Here is a 14,306-nt window from a genome sequence, read left to right as displayed (position 1 = left end):
GGCTCAGGCCGCGCTGGCGGTGCGCCAGGCCTGCGCGATCTCGTCGAGCGTGTCCGCGGTGGTGCGGAAGATCGAGCCGTCCTGGCCGACCGAGGCGTCGACGATCGTCCGGCGCGCGCCTGCATAGAGCCGCGCGAGCGTTTCCGACACCGCGCCGCCGCGGTCGAAATCGAGCCCCGCTTCGAGCGCGAACAGGATCGCGGTCGCGCGCGTCACGCGGTCGCTCTTGGTCGCATATTGACGGTTGTCGGAGGCCCAGGCGGCGGCACGCAGCGCCGCGACCAGTTCCTTGTAGAGCAGCTGGACGAGGCCCGGGCCGTCGGTCGTGGTGCGGCCGACCGCGTCGATCTGGCGATAGGTGGCGAACGGGTCGCGCGTGAGGGTGGTTGCGTACATCACGAGTCGCTCTTGTTCCAGGCGGCGATCTGGTTGGTGAGGAAGCTCTGGATCGACTTGTACGACGACACGCGCGAATTCATGCTCGAGAATTGCTGCGTCAGGCGGGTGGTCATCGCCGCGGACTGATCCGCGATCTTGGCCTCGGCATCGGCGATCGCGGATTGCGCGGCGGTGTAGCGCGTCTGCGAGGCGCCGAGCCCGAACGTCGTGTTGGTCGCGCTGGTCGTGATCGCGTTCAGCACCGCGCCAAGCCCCGTCTTGCCGTCCGCCGAGCCGTTCAGCATCGTCTCGATCGCGGTCGAATTGGTCAACATCGCGTTCGACAGCGCGGCGGCATCGACGCGCAACGTGCCGTCACGATTGGTCGCGACGCCGATCTGCGCGAGCGTCGTCGGGCTGCCGCCACCGGTGTCGCCCGACAGCGGCGCCAGCGTCAGCGCCTTGAGCGACGACAACAGTGTCTTTGCCGCCGGGTCCGCGCGCAGCACGCCGGTCACCGGGTCGGTCTGCTCGGTCAGCGTTGCCATGACCTGGTTATAGGTCTCGACGACGTCGGATACCGCCTGCGACAGCGCGCTGGTCGGCGTCGTGCTGCCCAGCGTGACCGGGCCGGTGGACACGGCGTTGAGCTGCAGTTTGACGCCCGTCACCAGGTTGTTGATCGTGTTGCTCGCGCGCTCGACCGCGATCCCGTCGACCGTCAGCTTGGCATTCTGTGCAGCCGCCGTGACGCTGGTGTTGGTGGCGCCGGGCCCGACATTATAGGCGGCCAGCTTGCCGCTCGTATCCGTCGTCGCGTTCAGCGTGAACGCCTGCGACGCGCCGGTCGCGCCCTTCATCGACAGATAGGCGCTGCCGTTCGAATCGGTCACGACCGAGGCGGTGATGCCTGCGCCCTTCGCGTTGATCGCCGCGGCGATCCCGTCGAGGCTGGCGTCGGTAACGTCGATCGTCACCGCGGTGCCACCGCCTGCGGTGAAGCCGGTCATCGTCGTCCCCGCCGCGTCATAGGTGGCGGTGCCGAAGTTGAGCGTGAAGCTGCCCGAGCCGATCACCGCGGTGCGATCGGCGACCGCGGCGGTGGTGCGGATGGTCTGCGCGGCGGCGAGCTGGTTGACCGAGATGGTCGACGACAGCCCCGAGACCTTCGCGCCCGCCAGCGCGCTGACGCCGAGCGCGGCGGTATTGGAGCTGGTCGGCTGGCTGGTCAGCGTGCCGCCCTTCACCAGCGCGGCATAGGCGGTCGAGAAGCCCGAGATCGCGCTCTTGAGCGTTGCCAGCCCCGAGATCTGCGTGGTGATCGTCTTCGACTTGGCGGTCAGCTGCGCGGTCTTGGCCGCAAACTGCGCCTCGACCAGCGAGGGCACCAGGCTTGCGGTGTCGATCCCCGAGCCTGCGTTGAGCGAGGTCAGTAGCGACTGCGCCGCGTTCTTCGTCACGCTCGCCGCGGTCGGCGTCGGCGTGGCCGCCGGGGTCGGCGTCGCGGTGCTGCTCGTCGTCGAAATTGCCATGCCGGAATCCTTGCGCGCTCGAATGGAATAACGACCGCGGCCGCCGGATCTTTAGGGAAGTTTCACGCCGTTTTCGTCGAACCGCGCATCGACCGGCACGGTGATCGCGGGCTGCGGCATCGGCGTGCCGCCCGCCGCAGCGTTCAGCCCGAACACGAAGGCGAGGACGGTCGCGATCGCCATGTACAGGTCATCGCGAACCTCCTGATTTTCCTTGCTGGTATAATAGACGGCGCGCGCGAGCAGCGGATATTCGAGCACGGGTACGCGGGTCTCCGCGGCGAGTTCGCGGATCGCCAGCGCGGTCGCGCCACGGCCCTTGGCGACGACGACGGGCACCTGGTCCTTGCCGCGATCATAGCGCAGCGCGACCGCGAAATGCGTCGGGTTGGTCAGGATGACGTGCGCCTCGCCGACCGCCTTGCGCATATTTCCGCTGGCCATCGCGCGCATCTTGGCACGCTGCTGACCCTTGGCCTCGGCATTGCCCTCATTGTCCTTGTGCTCGTCCTTCACCTCCTGTTTCGACATGCGCATCTTGCCGAGGCGGCGGATGATCTGGATCGGCACGTCGATCCCGGCGATCGCGACGAGCCCGAACGCCATCGCGATCAGGATCGACGAGAAGGTCCCGCCGAGCGTCGTCAGCGCCTGGTTGAGATCGGCGGACGAGGCGAGCCCCATCGTCGTATGCGATGCCTGCCACAGCATCCAGCCGCCGATCGTGCCGAGCAGCGCGACCTTCAGCAGCGACTTGCCGAGCTCGATCCAGCCGGTCGGGCCGAAGATCCGCTTGAGACCCGAGGCGGGGTTGATGCGGGTGAACTTGGGCGCGAGCAGCTTGCCGTTGAAGCCGAGCGAGCCGAGCCCCGCCTGGCTGAGCACCGCGGCGACCAGGCTGACCACGAACAGGGTGACGAGCGAGGGCGCAAGCTTCCACCCCGCTTCCTGGAGCGGGCGCCAGGGCGAGAAATCCTCGACGTCCGCGCGCCCGAACTGGAAGCTCGACGCCATCACCGCCTTGCACGCGGCGATCAGCGAGGGGCCGGCATAGATCAGCCAGGCGACGCCCGCGAGCATGCTGAGCGCGGTCGCGAAGTCGCGCGAGCGGAGGATGTCGCCCTTCTCGACCGCATCCTTCTTGCGCTTGTCGGTCGGGGCTTCTGTCTTTTCGCCGAATTCGTCCGCCATCAGCCGAGCACCAGGCTCTGCGTGGCTTCGAGGCCTTCGCGGATAATCACGACCATATAGTCGCCCATCGCCGGGAAGCCGACCGCGAGCGCGACGACGCCGACCGCGAGGCTCGCGGGCAGGCCGACCGAGAACAGGTTGAGCGCGGGTGCTGCGCGGCTGATCATGCCGACGACGATGTTGAGGCACTGCAGCAGGAAGCCGACCGGTAGCGCGAGCAGCAGCCCGGCGAGAAACGCATAGCCGCCGAAGAACGCGATCCCCCGCAGCCGGTCGACGCCGAGCCATGCAGCGCCGGGCGGCATCACGTCATAGCTTTTGACGAGCATCTCGACGAGCACGAGGTGGCCGTCCATCGACAGGAACAGCAAGGTCAGCATGATCGAGAAGAACTGGCCGAGCGCGGGGCTCGACCGGCCGTTCTGCGGATCGACCGACGAGGCGAAACCGAGCCCCATCGACCCGCCGATGATCTCGGCGGCGATCACCGGCGCGGCGAACGCGATCTGCAGCACGAAGCCGAGCGCGAGCCCGACCAGCGCCTCGGCGGCGACCGCGAGTACGGTCGCCGTCGCGAAGATCTGCGCGGGTGGCTGGACCGGGTGCGCGGCGAGCACGAGGAAGCCGATCGCGCCCGACAGCGTGACGCGGACCGTGACGGGCACCGACACGTTGCCGAACACCGGCGCGGCGATGAACGTCGCGCCGATCCGCACCATGACGAAGATGAGCGCCCAGAGCTGCGGCTCGATCGAGAGGCCGAAGCCGAGCATCCGCCTATTTCACCAGATCGGGGATGCGTTCGAAGATGCTGACGGTGAAATCGCTCAGCAGCCCGAGGATCAGGCTGCCGAAAATCATGATCGATACCGCGACGACGAGCAGCTTCGGCACGAACGACAGCGTCTGTTCGTTGATCGACGTCGCCGCCTGGATCATGCCGAGGATCAGCCCGGCAAGCAGCGCCGGGATCAGGATCGGCGCGCTGGCGAGCGCCAGCACCCACATCGTCTGGTTGGCGATGGTCAGGAAATATTGCGCGTCCATGGCTTATAATGCTTCCGTTCGCCCTGAGCGAAGTCGAAGGGCCTGGGACTCATGTGCTTCGACTGCGCTCAGCACGAACGGGAGTGTGGGTGCATCCACCGGGTCAGGTCGCGAACGAGTTGGCGAGGCTACCCATCGTCAGCGCCCAGCCGTCGACGAGCACGAACAGCAGCAGCTTGAACGGCATCGAGATGATCGTCGGCGACAGCATCGCCATGCCGAGCGACATCAGCACGGTCGCGACGACGAGGTCGATGACGATGAACGGCAGGAAGATCAGGAAGCCGATCTGGAACGCGGTCTTGAGTTCGCTGGTGACGAACGCCGGGAGGAGCACCGAGAAGGGGATGTCGCGCGGTGACGCATAGGGGCCCGACTTCGCCATTTCGGCGAACATCGTGACGTCCTTGATTCGCGTCTGCTTGACCATGAACGCGTGGAGCGGGACGCCCGCGGTGGTGATCATCTGCGTGCCGGCGAGCTGGCCCGCGGCATAGGGCTGGATCGCGGTCGTGTTGATCTGGGTGATCGTCGGCGCCATGATGAAGAAGCTGAGGAACAGCGACAGGCCGAGCAGCACCTGGTTGGGCGGCGTCTGCTGCAAACCGAGCGCTTGGCGCAGGATTGCCAGCACGATGATGATCCGCGTGAAGCTGGTCATCATCAGCAGGATGCCCGGCAGAACCGTGAGCAGCCCCATGATGATGAGGACCTGCAGCGACAGCGACAGCGAGCCGCTCTGCCCGGTATTGCCCGCCGCCTGGCCGCCGAGCTGGCCGAGCGCGCGGTCGACCGCGTCGCCGACCGCGGGGCTGGCAGGGGCGGGGACGGCCTGGGCGAAGGCCGGCATGGCGAGGAACAGGGCGACCAGCAGCGCGAGGCCGACCCACAGCCACGCAGCGCCACGCGACTGCGGCCTGGCCTCTACAGCGGTAATCAGCGCCGGGCCCGACCCCTTGCGCGTAACGATCAGGCTCATGCGTCGACCTTGTCGATCAGGTGCACGCCGCCGCGACCGACCGAGACGAGCAGCCGGCGGCCCTCGAAATCGATCACCGCGAGGCGCAGGCCCGGCGAGATCATCATCGTTTCCTTGACGCCGATCAGCCGCGACGTGGGCTTGCCGGGCATGCGGCTCTCGAACTTGCGCCACAGCAGCAGACAGCCGACCATCAGCCCGCAGACGAGCGGCAGGAGGATGACGAGCTTCAGGATATAGGACCAGAGCATCGGATCAGCCGCGCGCCGCGAGCGACTTGTCGGGGCTGACCAGCTCGGTCATCCGCACCCCGAACCGCTCCCCGACGGTGACGACCTCGCCACGACCGATCAGCGTGCCGTTGACGAACACGTCGAGCAGCTCGTTGGCCTGGCGGTCGAGCTCGATCACGCTGCTCTCGCTCAGCGCGAGCAGTTCGCGCAGCGTCAGGCTGGTCGAGCCGATCTCGACGGTCAGCTTGACGTCGACGTCCTGCAGCAGCCTGAAATTGGCGGCCACGGCGGCGTCGACCGGAAAAGTACCGGCCATGTCGGTCATGCTGCGAATCCTTCGTCGATACGGGTAATGGAGGTGAGCTGGATGGCGGCGAAGCCGTTGGACGTGCCGACCGTGCCGCAGCCGAGCCGGTCGTTGCCGACCATCACGGGGACGTCGCCCGAGATCGTGATCGGGATCACGTCGCCGGGTTTCAGGTCCATCAGCATCTGCAGCGACACGACGGGTTCGGCGAGCACCGAGCGTATCGGGAAGCGGATGTTCATCGCCGCGCGCGTCAGCTCGTTGCGCCAGGCCGGATCGGGCTCGGCGGTCTTGCCGAGCACCTTGGTGGTGAGCGACGGGGCGTGCGGCTTGAGCGCCGTGACCGGGTAGACGAGGTCGAGAAAGACCGGCTTGCCCGCCCCCGTCGCCAGCCCGAAGCGGGTGACGATCATCGCATCCTCGCCGTCGAGCTCGGCGATCATCGCCGGGTTCACCTCGACACGGGTCGGCTGGAACTCGAACCGCGCCATCGGCTCCCACGCGGTCTTGAGCGGGGTCGCGATCAGCTGGCCGATCCGCGCGATCATCGCCTCGCCCGCGGGCGAGAATTCGGCCGGCAGCACCGGTGGCACCGCGCCCGTCCCGCCGAAGAACAGGTCGAGCAGCTCGAGGATGAACCGCCCGTCCATCACGCACAGCGCCTGCGCGGCGCCCGGCGTCATCACCATCGGCAGCCAGGCGATCAGCCCGTCGCCGCGCTCCGCCCGGTAGTCGGCAAAACGCTGGACGACGAGTGGCTCGGCCCAGCTGCGCACTTCCTGGCGCAGCATCGGCTCGAACACGCCGCGCAACGTCCGTGCGAACCGGGCGGACAGATGCTGCAGCGTGTGGAGGTCACCGAAGGGATTGAGCTTGGCCGACCCCAGCATGCCCGAATGGGCCGCCTGGGGACGATCGCGCTCGCGCCGCTCGCGCATCGTCGTTTCTGGGGGGGCGTTAACCATGCCTCACTGAACGACGAAACTGGTAAAGTAAACGTTACCGATCCCCCCGAAACCTTCCTTCTGCTTGAGCGTCGCGTTGATCGCCTTGGCCAGTTCGCCCTGCAATTTGCGCTTGCCCTGCGCGGTGAAGACCTCGTCTTCGGTCGCCTCGCCGAGCGCCATCAGGATCGCGGAGCGGACCGCGATCTCGTTGGTCTTGAGATGGTCGATGACGCTGTTGTCATAGGGCGTCGAGACGGCGACGCCGACCTGGATGAAATGCGCGCTGTCCTGGAGGTTGGCGGTAAATTCCTTCTCCAGCGCATAATAGGTCGACGCATAGCGGTCGCCGCCCTCGCCCGCAGGCGGCGCCATGCCGTGATTCTCGGGTGCGGCATCCTCGCCGCCGCCATGCCCGCCGCCTTCACCGTCCCCTTCGGCCCCGGCGGACTTCTGCTCGCTTTTCGGAATGAGCTTGGGCTTGCCGTCATCGGCCGCGGCATGGCCGCCGCCGATCAGCCCCGCGCTCGAGGCATAGACGCCAGCCCCGACGCCGCCGCCCACTAGGACGAGCAGCGCGACGCCGCCGATGATCATCTTGCCCATCTTCCCCTTCTTTTTGGGCACGGGGGCTTCGGTCTTGTCGCTCATCTAGGCAGTCCTTCGGGTCAGGCGAGTCGGGTGTCGGTGGAATCGGTATCGGCGGCGGTCGCGGTTCCGGCGCGGGCGCGCGCAGGCGCCGAAGGCTGGTGCGGCGTCGCAGCTCGCTGCTGCTGCTGCTGGCCGGCGCCGGTATCGACGTTGCTCTGCGTCAGCTTTATCCCGCGCGCATCGGCGAGTTCGGCCAGCCGCGGCTGCGCGTCCTGCAACAGCGTGCGCGTGGCGGCCTGTTCGGCGGCGAAATGCACGTGCAGCGTGTCGCCGTCCTTGCGGACCGAAACGTCGATCGTGCCGAGCGCATCGGGGATCAGGCGGATCCGCGTGTCGGTCGCGTTTGCCGCGTCGCGCAGGATGTCGATTCGCTCGATCATCGCAGCTGGCCAGCGGTCCTGGCGCATGTCGAGCGGCGCTTGTGCGTCCGTGGTCGGGGCGAGCGCGTGAACGGTGCCGGCGGCGGTGAGCGGGGCGAGCAGCGTCGTGTCGTCCCGTAGGCGGGGCTCGTCACGGCGCTGCGCCGCCGCCTGGATCGCGGCGCCGAAGACCTGCGCGGCGGAGGCAACGGTGCCGGGTTGCGGCTGTGTGGCGGCGGCGGGCGGCTGCTGCACGACGAGAGTCACGGGTGGTGCGCCGTCGCGTGACGACCATCGCGGTGGCGGTGCGTCAGTGCTGGCGGAGTCTGCGACAACTGCGGGCGACAGTGCCGCAGCATGAGCCGGCGTGCCCGGCGCTGGCAAAGGCATGACCGTGCCATTGAAAGCGGCGGGCAGCGGGAAGGTTTCCCCTGCTGGCAGGCTGGGGGTGTCGGGAAGCGCGACCGGGCGGGTGCCCGACAGGATCGCGGCGGCGACCTGGAAATCGGAAGCCGCGGCAAATGCCGGGCGTGCGCCGGAAGGCGGCGGCGGGGCATTGCTGCTTGGCGTCTCATCGACGGCGGGCGTATCCGCCGTCGCTGGCGTGGCGATCCCGGACTGAAGGGCAGGAGGCTTCCTTCCGGCGTCGCGCGCAAACGCAGCGGCGGGTAGCGGCTCTGGCATCGTCGAGAGAGGGGGAGCCTGTCGCGCGCCGGGCTTGTTCGACCTGGCGAACGCGTCTCCCGCCAACGTTGCCGTGCCGATACCAGCTTCGGGCAGCGTTGCCTGCGGTGCGGCGGACGGCAGGGCTTGGGGGGCATCGGTCACGACCGGCACGGCGGTCGGATCTGCCCCGGGGATCGTCGCCTGTTCTGTCGGTGTGTCGTCGGTGGCGTCGGAATCGCGCGGACGTTTCGCCGTGGTCGGACGTTCGGCGCCGCGCAGGCCGATCCGGATGACGCGCTCCGGCGGCGGCGGAAGCCGGTTTTCGACCGGTGCCGGGTTCGGGCCTTCGATCGGCACGTCGCCGCCCCCTCCGACCAACGGCGACACAAGCGGCGATTTCACCGGCGTGAGCGCGGACGTGCCCAATGCGACGGGCGTCAGCGCGGCCGCCGCTGCGGCCGCCGGTACGTCGGCTTTAATGTCCGTTGTTGCCGCGACCGGCACCTGGACGAAGGCGACGCCCGGCGACCAGAACGGCAGTGTTTCGGCCTGGGCGGCGGCATCCGGCAAGGGCTTGCCGCCGATGACGGCCGGTTGCCGGGCGGTGATATCGGCCGGTGCGACGTCGGCCACCGGCCCGGTGTCGAGCAGCGCAGCCAGCGTGCCGCCGAAATCACCCGCGGACTCACCGCCCGCTACGCGTGGCGCGGCCGTAAGGGCGAGGCCAGGAGGGGAGGCAAGCGCGGGCAGGATCATGCAATCTCTCGAATAGGGCGGTGTCAGCCCGTACTCAGCAAGGATCGTGCCGGATTTTCCTGAAGGCCGGTGTCTCCTCGAGCGCGCGCAGCTCCCGGATGACCGCATCGGCCTGTGCGCGCGCGATGAGCTTTTCGACCGCGCTCTGGTCGCGCTGTGCGGCGCGGGTCGCGTCGGTGGCGCGCGCGACCTGATATTCCGCCGACCGGACGCGCTCGACCGCGGCGTCGGCGGACTGTTGCAGGCGTTCGCGGTAATGCGCCGACGCCCCCAGCGAGACCGCGACCGCGGTCTGTTCCACGGGAGCGACGGCGGCGGCCAGGCCGGAAATCCGGGTGGACAGTGCCTGTTCGCTCGCGGCCTTGTCGTGCGCGCGGGCTTCGTCGGCGCGGGTCAGGCCGAGCTGCAAGGTCCGGACGCGGTGGATCCGTGCCAGCGTCTTGGCGCGGGCGTCAGCCACCGAAGACACCGACCAGCTCGGCAACGGCATCGCCCAGCGACACCTTCTCGTCCGAATCCTGGCGGATATACTCCATGATCGCGCCGTGGCAGGCGATCGCATTGTCGATCGCCGGGTCGGCACCCGCACGATAGGCGCCCATCAGCACGAGGTCGCGATTCTCCTCATAGGTCGCCAGATTGCGGCGCAGCACGCGCGCGGCCCGGACATGCGGCGCGTCGGCGATGTCGGTCATGACGCGGCTGACCGAGGGGCCGATGTCGATCGCGGGATAGACGCCGCGCTCGGCGAGCTGGCGGCTCAGCACGATATGCCCGTCGAGGATCGAGCGCGCCGAATCGACGACCGGGTCGTTGCCGTCATCGCCGTCCGCCAGCACGGTATAGATCGCGGTGATCGACCCGCCGGTATGGACGTCGACGCCCGCGCGCTCGATCAGGTTCGGCAGCATCGCGATGGCGGACGGCGGATAGCCCCGTGCGGAGGCGGGTTCGCCGAGCGCGAGGCCGATCTCGCGGCCGGCATGCGCGACGCGGGTCAGCGAATCCATGATCAGCAGGACCTTCTTGCCCTCGTCGCGAAACCCTTCGGCGATCGCGGTGGCGCGCAGCGCGCCGCGGATGCGGAGGACGGGCGAGTGGTTGGCGGGCACCGCGACGACGACCGAGCGCGCGCGGGCGGCACCGGCGACCTTGGTCTCGAGGAAATCGGCGACCTCGCGGCTGCGTTCGCCGATCAGCCCGATGACGATCACGTCGGCCTGTGCGGCGCGGACGATCATGCCGAGCAGCACCGACTTGCCGACGCCCGACCCCGCCATGATGCCGACGCGCTGACCCTGGCCGATCGTCAGCAGGCCGTTGATCGCGCGCACCCCCACGTCCATCGGCTGAAGCACGCGGCCACGGTCGAGCGGCGACTGGAGCTTGCCCGCAAGCGGCCAGCGGCCGGCCCCGCGGATCGGACCGAGGCCGTCGATCGGCTTGCCCGCCCCGTCGACGACGCGACCGAGCAGTGCGGCGCCGACCTCGGCCTCGCCCGGAGGGCCGATCGGCTTGACCGGCGCGCGCGGCAGGAGCGCGGCGGGACCACCGAGATTCATCATCAGCGTACGCCCGTTGCGGAAGCCGATCACCTCCGCCTCGACGCTCGCGCTGCCCTCACCGACCTTGCACACGGTGCCGACGGGCAAGGTCAGCCCGACCGCCTCCATCAGCAGGCCGTCGAACGAGGCGAGCCGGCCCGACACCCTGGGGGCCGCGACGAAATCGGCGTTGCCGAGCGTTTCGAGATAGTCGGCGGTGAAGCGGTTCAGCACTCAGGCGGCTTTCGCGGGCACCGCGACGCGGTCGATCGCGCTGGCGAGCTGGTCGAGCCACATGGCGGGGCCGTCCTCGACGATCGTCGACGCGCTTTCGAGCACGAAGCTGCCGCGGGCGACATTGGGGTCGCCGGCGGCAAAGATCGACTTGGGCAGCGTGCCTTCGATCAGCGCGACGTCGTCGGGATGCAGGCGCAGCAACGCGGCCTCGGCGGAATCGGCGAGCAGTTCGGTCGCGGATTCGATCCGTCCGGCGAGCAGGTCTGGCGAGATGCCGATCTCGCCGACCAGCTTGCCGACCAGCAGCAGGACGGTCTGACGAAGCTGCGTCGCGACCCGGTCGCGGTCGAGCCGGTCGGTGGCGAGCGCGGCGGCGAGCGAGGCGAGCAGCGCCTGGTCGCGCGCGGCATTCCCCTGTGCCACCGCGGCTGCGGCGGCGAGGCCCTCGGCATAGCCCGCGGCATGCGCGGCGGCGAGCGGATCAAGAAAACTCTCGGTCTCGCTGGCGGGATCGAGCGGATCCCAGCCCTCGGTCGGATTGCTGTCCTTGTCGGCAGGACTGAAATGCTTTGGCCCAGTGGCCGGCGCGCTCGGGGTGGGCGTCGGTGTGGGTGCGGCGCCCTGCGGCGCGAACCCGGTCGGCCGGCGCGGTGCGGCGGCGACACGATCGCGGATATCGGCAGCGGCAAAGCCCATCGGCGGCGCGAAGGCGTGCGCGAGCAGCTGCGCCGCGGTGTCGTGGCGCGCGGCGAAACCCGCGACGAAACCGGATGCCCCGACAAACTTAGACATAATCGTCCTCGCCTCCGCCCATCATGATCGTGCCATCCTTGGCAAGCCCGCGTGCGGTCGCGATCATCGCCTTCTGCGCCTCGAGCACCTCGGCGAGCCGCATCGGTCCGCGCGACTCCATCTCGTCGCGAATGCCGTCGGCGGCGCGCGCCGACATGCAGCCGAGGAAGCGGTTGCGCACCGCCTCGTCGACGCCCTTGAGCGCCTTGGTGAGGATCTCGCCATCGACGTTGCGGATCAGCGTGCCCAGATTCTTGTCGTCGAGCTCGAGCAGGTTGTCGAACACGAACATCGCCTCCTCGATCGCCTTGGCGACGTCGCGGTCGATCTTGAACAATTTGGGCATGACGCGCTGTTCGGTTGCCTTGCGCGCGCCGGACAGGATCTTGGCCGCCTCGCGGGTGCCGCCCAGCGTCACGCCCTGGCCGCTCGATCCGGTCCCGGTGCGATTGGCAAGCAACGTGCGCAGCGTGTCGACCGCCTCGGGCGTGATCGGCCCGAGCCGCGCAATGCGGTGGAGGATATCGGGCTGGACCGCATCGGGCATCAGTTCGAGCACCTGGCCGCCGACCGACGCGTCGAGATTGGCGATCAGCACCGCGGCGATCTGCGGATGCTCCTTCTCGATCATCGCGGCGATCTCGCTCGCATCGAGCCAGTCGAGCAGTTCGAGTTCGCATGCCGCCTCGGCCGGGGTGATCCGCGCGAGCACGCTCTCAGCCTTTTCACGGCCGAGCGCGCGGTTCATCACCGCCTCGATCTTGGGACGGGGGTCGAAGCCGATCGTCGTGCGCTCGCGTGCGCGGTCGACGAAATCGTCGAGCACCGTCTCGACCTCCTGCTCGGAGACATCGGCGACCTTGAACATCGCCGCGCCAAGCTGACGGACCTCTTCCGGGTCGAGCTTCTGAAGGATCGCGGCGGCTTCGTCCTCGCCCACCAGCATCATCAGCACGGCGGCACGTTCCACGCCGGTATAGGTGCGCAAGCCCTCCATCAGCGTGCGTCCGCCTTGATCATGTCGCGCACGGCGAGCGCGGCGCGGGTCGGATTGTCGCGGGTGAAGCCGCGGACCGCGCCGACCCGCTCGTCATAGCCGCGTGAGCTTTCGAGCTGGTCGAGGCTGACCGGGGGGATGACGACCGGACCGGTCAGGGCCTCGGCATCCTCGCCCTCGGCGCCTTCGATCGTCTGGCCGAAGGCGGGCCGCGGCGTCGCGTCCTCGCGCTTCTTCATCAGCGCCTTGGCGATCGGGCGAACGCCGAGGAGCAGGACGAGCAGCGCGATGACGATCGCGGTGCCGTTGCGCGCGAGTACCGGCAGCCACGCATTGTCGTACCAGGCGGGGCCGGTATCGGCGGCGGCATCGGCGCCGGCGAACTTGCGGCTGATCACCGTCACATTGTCGTTGCGCGTCTGATCGAAGCCGACCGCGCTCTTCACCAGGTCGGTGATCTGGTTGATCTCCATCGCGGTGCGGCGCGTCTTGTCGGGATCGCGGAGCAGCACCGCGACCGACAGACGCTTGACGCTGCCCGGGGTGGCGCGGGTCACCGACACTTCGCGGCCCAGGTCATAGGCGCGCTGATACTGGTCGGACTGCTTCATCGCGTCGGGGGCGGGGCCACCGGCGACGGGCTGCGGCATGCCGGGATTGCCGGTCGCGGGCTGCGGTGCCTGGAGCGTGCTGGCCGCGGGCGGCGTGTTGCTGAGCGCGCCGGGGATGCCGCCCGGTGTCGCGGCGCCGTCCTTCTGGTTGCCGGTCCAGTTGCCCGTCTCGGCGCGCAGCACGCCCTGCTTGTCATAGCTTTCGCGCGTCGCCTGGGTCTCGTCGAGATTGACGTCGGCCTGGACCTCGGCGGTGAAGTTGCCGGCCCCCACCAGCGGGGTCAGCAGCTGGATCAGCTGGGTGCGGTATTTGTCCTCGACGCGACGCTGGATCTCGATCCGCTTGTCGCCCGCCGCACCGACGCCGTCGACGCCGCCGGGCTTGGTCAGCAGCGCGCCCATCTGGTCGACGATCGTCACCGAATCGGGTTTCATGCCGGGTACCGACGATGCGACGAGGTTGATGATCGAGGCGACCTGTGCGTCGCTCAGCGACCGGCCACCCTGCAGCTTCAGGATCACCGAGGCCGAGGGCGCGGCATTGTCGCGGACGAACACCGAGGCTTCGGGCGTCGCGAGATGCACGCGCGCCTCGGCGACCGCGTCGATCTCCTCGATCGACCGGGCGAGCTCGGATTCGCGTGCCTGGCGCAGGCGTTCGCCTTCCACCGCGCGGCTGACGCCCATCGGCAGCTGGTCGAGGATCGCGTAACCACCGGGTGCCGCCTTGGGCAGGCCCTGGCCGGCGAGCAGCATCCGCGCGCGCGAGTAATCCTCCTCGGCGACCGTCAGCGAACCCGTCGAATCGTCGATCCGGCTCTTGATGTTCGCCGTCGTCAGCGCGGAGGTGACCGCGGCCTTGTCGGCATCGGGCAGGTTGGTGAACAGCGTCTTTTGCGTCGGCGAGGACAGCGTCATCCACGCGAGCGCGGCGGCGGCGATCAGGCCGATCATCAGCACCATCGGCAGCGAGCGGCGTACCGCGGGCTGCGCGAAGGCGGACTTTATCTGTTTGAGCGGGTTAGCGAATTTCTCGGGGAGGCCATTGGCCGACGAAGCGGGGATGAGGGCAGTGCTCATAT

General features: G+C 68.9%; 16 protein-coding genes. All 16 read right to left on the bottom strand.

Annotated elements, in window-relative coordinates; genetic code table 11:
* Positions 1 to 3 precede the first annotated feature (3 nt).
* The 16 genes from J3A66_RS09895 to fliF all read right to left on the bottom strand — a co-directional run bounded on the left by J3A66_RS09895 (position 4) and on the right by fliF (position 14,304).
* On the bottom strand, positions 4 to 396 hold the full coding sequence (locus J3A66_RS09895; protein WP_043158241.1) for a flagellar protein FliS: 393 nt from the start codon (positions 394 to 396) through the stop codon (positions 4 to 6).
* Positions 396 to 1,910, bottom strand: coding sequence for a flagellar filament capping protein FliD (gene fliD, locus J3A66_RS09890; protein WP_209568539.1), 1,515 nt, complete (start codon positions 1,908 to 1,910; stop codon positions 396 to 398). Before fliD ends, J3A66_RS09895 begins: the two co-directional genes overlap by 1 nt.
* A gap of 51 nt (positions 1,911 to 1,961) precedes the next feature.
* Positions 1,962 to 3,101 carry a flagellar type III secretion system protein FlhB gene (locus J3A66_RS09885; RefSeq protein ID WP_037528692.1) on the bottom strand — a complete coding sequence of 380 codons (1,140 nt, stop codon included), beginning with the start codon at positions 3,099 to 3,101 and terminating at the stop codon, positions 1,962 to 1,964.
* The gene (gene fliR, locus J3A66_RS09880; protein WP_209568537.1) at positions 3,101 to 3,874 is read right to left on the bottom strand and encodes a flagellar biosynthetic protein FliR; all 774 of its coding nucleotides are present in this window, start codon (positions 3,872 to 3,874) and stop codon (positions 3,101 to 3,103) included. Before fliR ends, J3A66_RS09885 begins: the two co-directional genes overlap by 1 nt.
* 4 nt (positions 3,875 to 3,878) lie before the next feature.
* On the bottom strand, positions 3,879 to 4,148 hold the full coding sequence (gene fliQ / locus J3A66_RS09875; RefSeq protein WP_031395965.1) for a flagellar biosynthesis protein FliQ: 270 nt from the start codon (positions 4,146 to 4,148) through the stop codon (positions 3,879 to 3,881).
* A 103-nt stretch (positions 4,149 to 4,251) separates the two neighbouring features.
* Positions 4,252 to 5,127 (bottom strand): flagellar type III secretion system pore protein FliP, encoded by an 876-nt coding sequence (gene fliP / locus J3A66_RS09870; protein ID WP_209568535.1) that lies wholly within the window; start codon positions 5,125 to 5,127, stop codon positions 4,252 to 4,254.
* The gene (locus tag J3A66_RS09865; protein ID WP_031394023.1) at positions 5,124 to 5,378 is read right to left on the bottom strand and encodes a flagellar biosynthetic protein FliO; all 255 of its coding nucleotides are present in this window, start codon (positions 5,376 to 5,378) and stop codon (positions 5,124 to 5,126) included. Before J3A66_RS09865 ends, fliP begins: the two co-directional genes overlap by 4 nt.
* A 4-nt stretch (positions 5,379 to 5,382) precedes the next feature.
* On the bottom strand, positions 5,383 to 5,685 hold the full coding sequence (gene fliN, locus J3A66_RS09860) for a flagellar motor switch protein FliN (protein WP_031394024.1): 303 nt from the start codon (positions 5,683 to 5,685) through the stop codon (positions 5,383 to 5,385).
* Positions 5,682 to 6,605 (bottom strand): flagellar motor switch protein FliM, encoded by a 924-nt coding sequence (locus tag J3A66_RS09855; protein WP_107045466.1) that lies wholly within the window; start codon positions 6,603 to 6,605, stop codon positions 5,682 to 5,684. Before J3A66_RS09855 ends, fliN begins: the two co-directional genes overlap by 4 nt.
* Before the next feature lie 30 nt (positions 6,606 to 6,635).
* The gene (locus J3A66_RS09850; protein WP_031394026.1) at positions 6,636 to 7,262 is read right to left on the bottom strand and encodes a flagellar basal body-associated FliL family protein; all 627 of its coding nucleotides are present in this window, start codon (positions 7,260 to 7,262) and stop codon (positions 6,636 to 6,638) included.
* Positions 7,263 to 7,279: 17 nt separating this feature from the next.
* A complete protein-coding gene (locus J3A66_RS19430) occupies positions 7,280 to 9,043 on the bottom strand; it encodes a flagellar hook-length control protein FliK (protein WP_209568533.1) in 1,764 nt (587 codons plus the stop codon).
* 34 nt (positions 9,044 to 9,077) lie between these two features.
* The gene (locus tag J3A66_RS09840; protein ID WP_244180474.1) at positions 9,078 to 9,503 is read right to left on the bottom strand and encodes a hypothetical protein; all 426 of its coding nucleotides are present in this window, start codon (positions 9,501 to 9,503) and stop codon (positions 9,078 to 9,080) included.
* A complete protein-coding gene (locus J3A66_RS09835) occupies positions 9,496 to 10,821 on the bottom strand; it encodes a FliI/YscN family ATPase (protein ID WP_209568531.1) in 1,326 nt (441 codons plus the stop codon). The genes J3A66_RS09840 and J3A66_RS09835 overlap by 8 nt, the downstream gene beginning before the upstream one ends.
* Complete coding sequence (locus J3A66_RS09830) at positions 10,822 to 11,616, bottom strand: FliH/SctL family protein (protein ID WP_209568529.1); 795 nt, start codon at positions 11,614 to 11,616, stop codon at positions 10,822 to 10,824. It lies immediately after the preceding gene.
* The gene (gene fliG / locus J3A66_RS09825; protein WP_031394705.1) at positions 11,609 to 12,613 is read right to left on the bottom strand and encodes a flagellar motor switch protein FliG; all 1,005 of its coding nucleotides are present in this window, start codon (positions 12,611 to 12,613) and stop codon (positions 11,609 to 11,611) included. Before fliG ends, J3A66_RS09830 begins: the two co-directional genes overlap by 8 nt.
* Positions 12,613 to 14,304: a flagellar basal-body MS-ring/collar protein FliF gene (gene fliF, locus J3A66_RS09820; RefSeq protein ID WP_107931237.1), complete on the bottom strand. Its 1,692-nt coding sequence runs from the start codon at positions 14,302 to 14,304 to the stop codon at positions 12,613 to 12,615. Before fliF ends, fliG begins: the two co-directional genes overlap by 1 nt.
* Between the last annotated feature and the right edge of the window lie 2 nt (positions 14,305 to 14,306).

Source organism: Sphingomonas sp. PvP018 (assembly GCF_017876865.1).
Taxonomy (GTDB): domain Bacteria; phylum Pseudomonadota; class Alphaproteobacteria; order Sphingomonadales; family Sphingomonadaceae; genus Sphingomonas; species Sphingomonas aerolata.
Note: the sequence above shows the minus strand (reverse complement) of the source record. Positions and strands in the feature narration are given on the sequence as shown.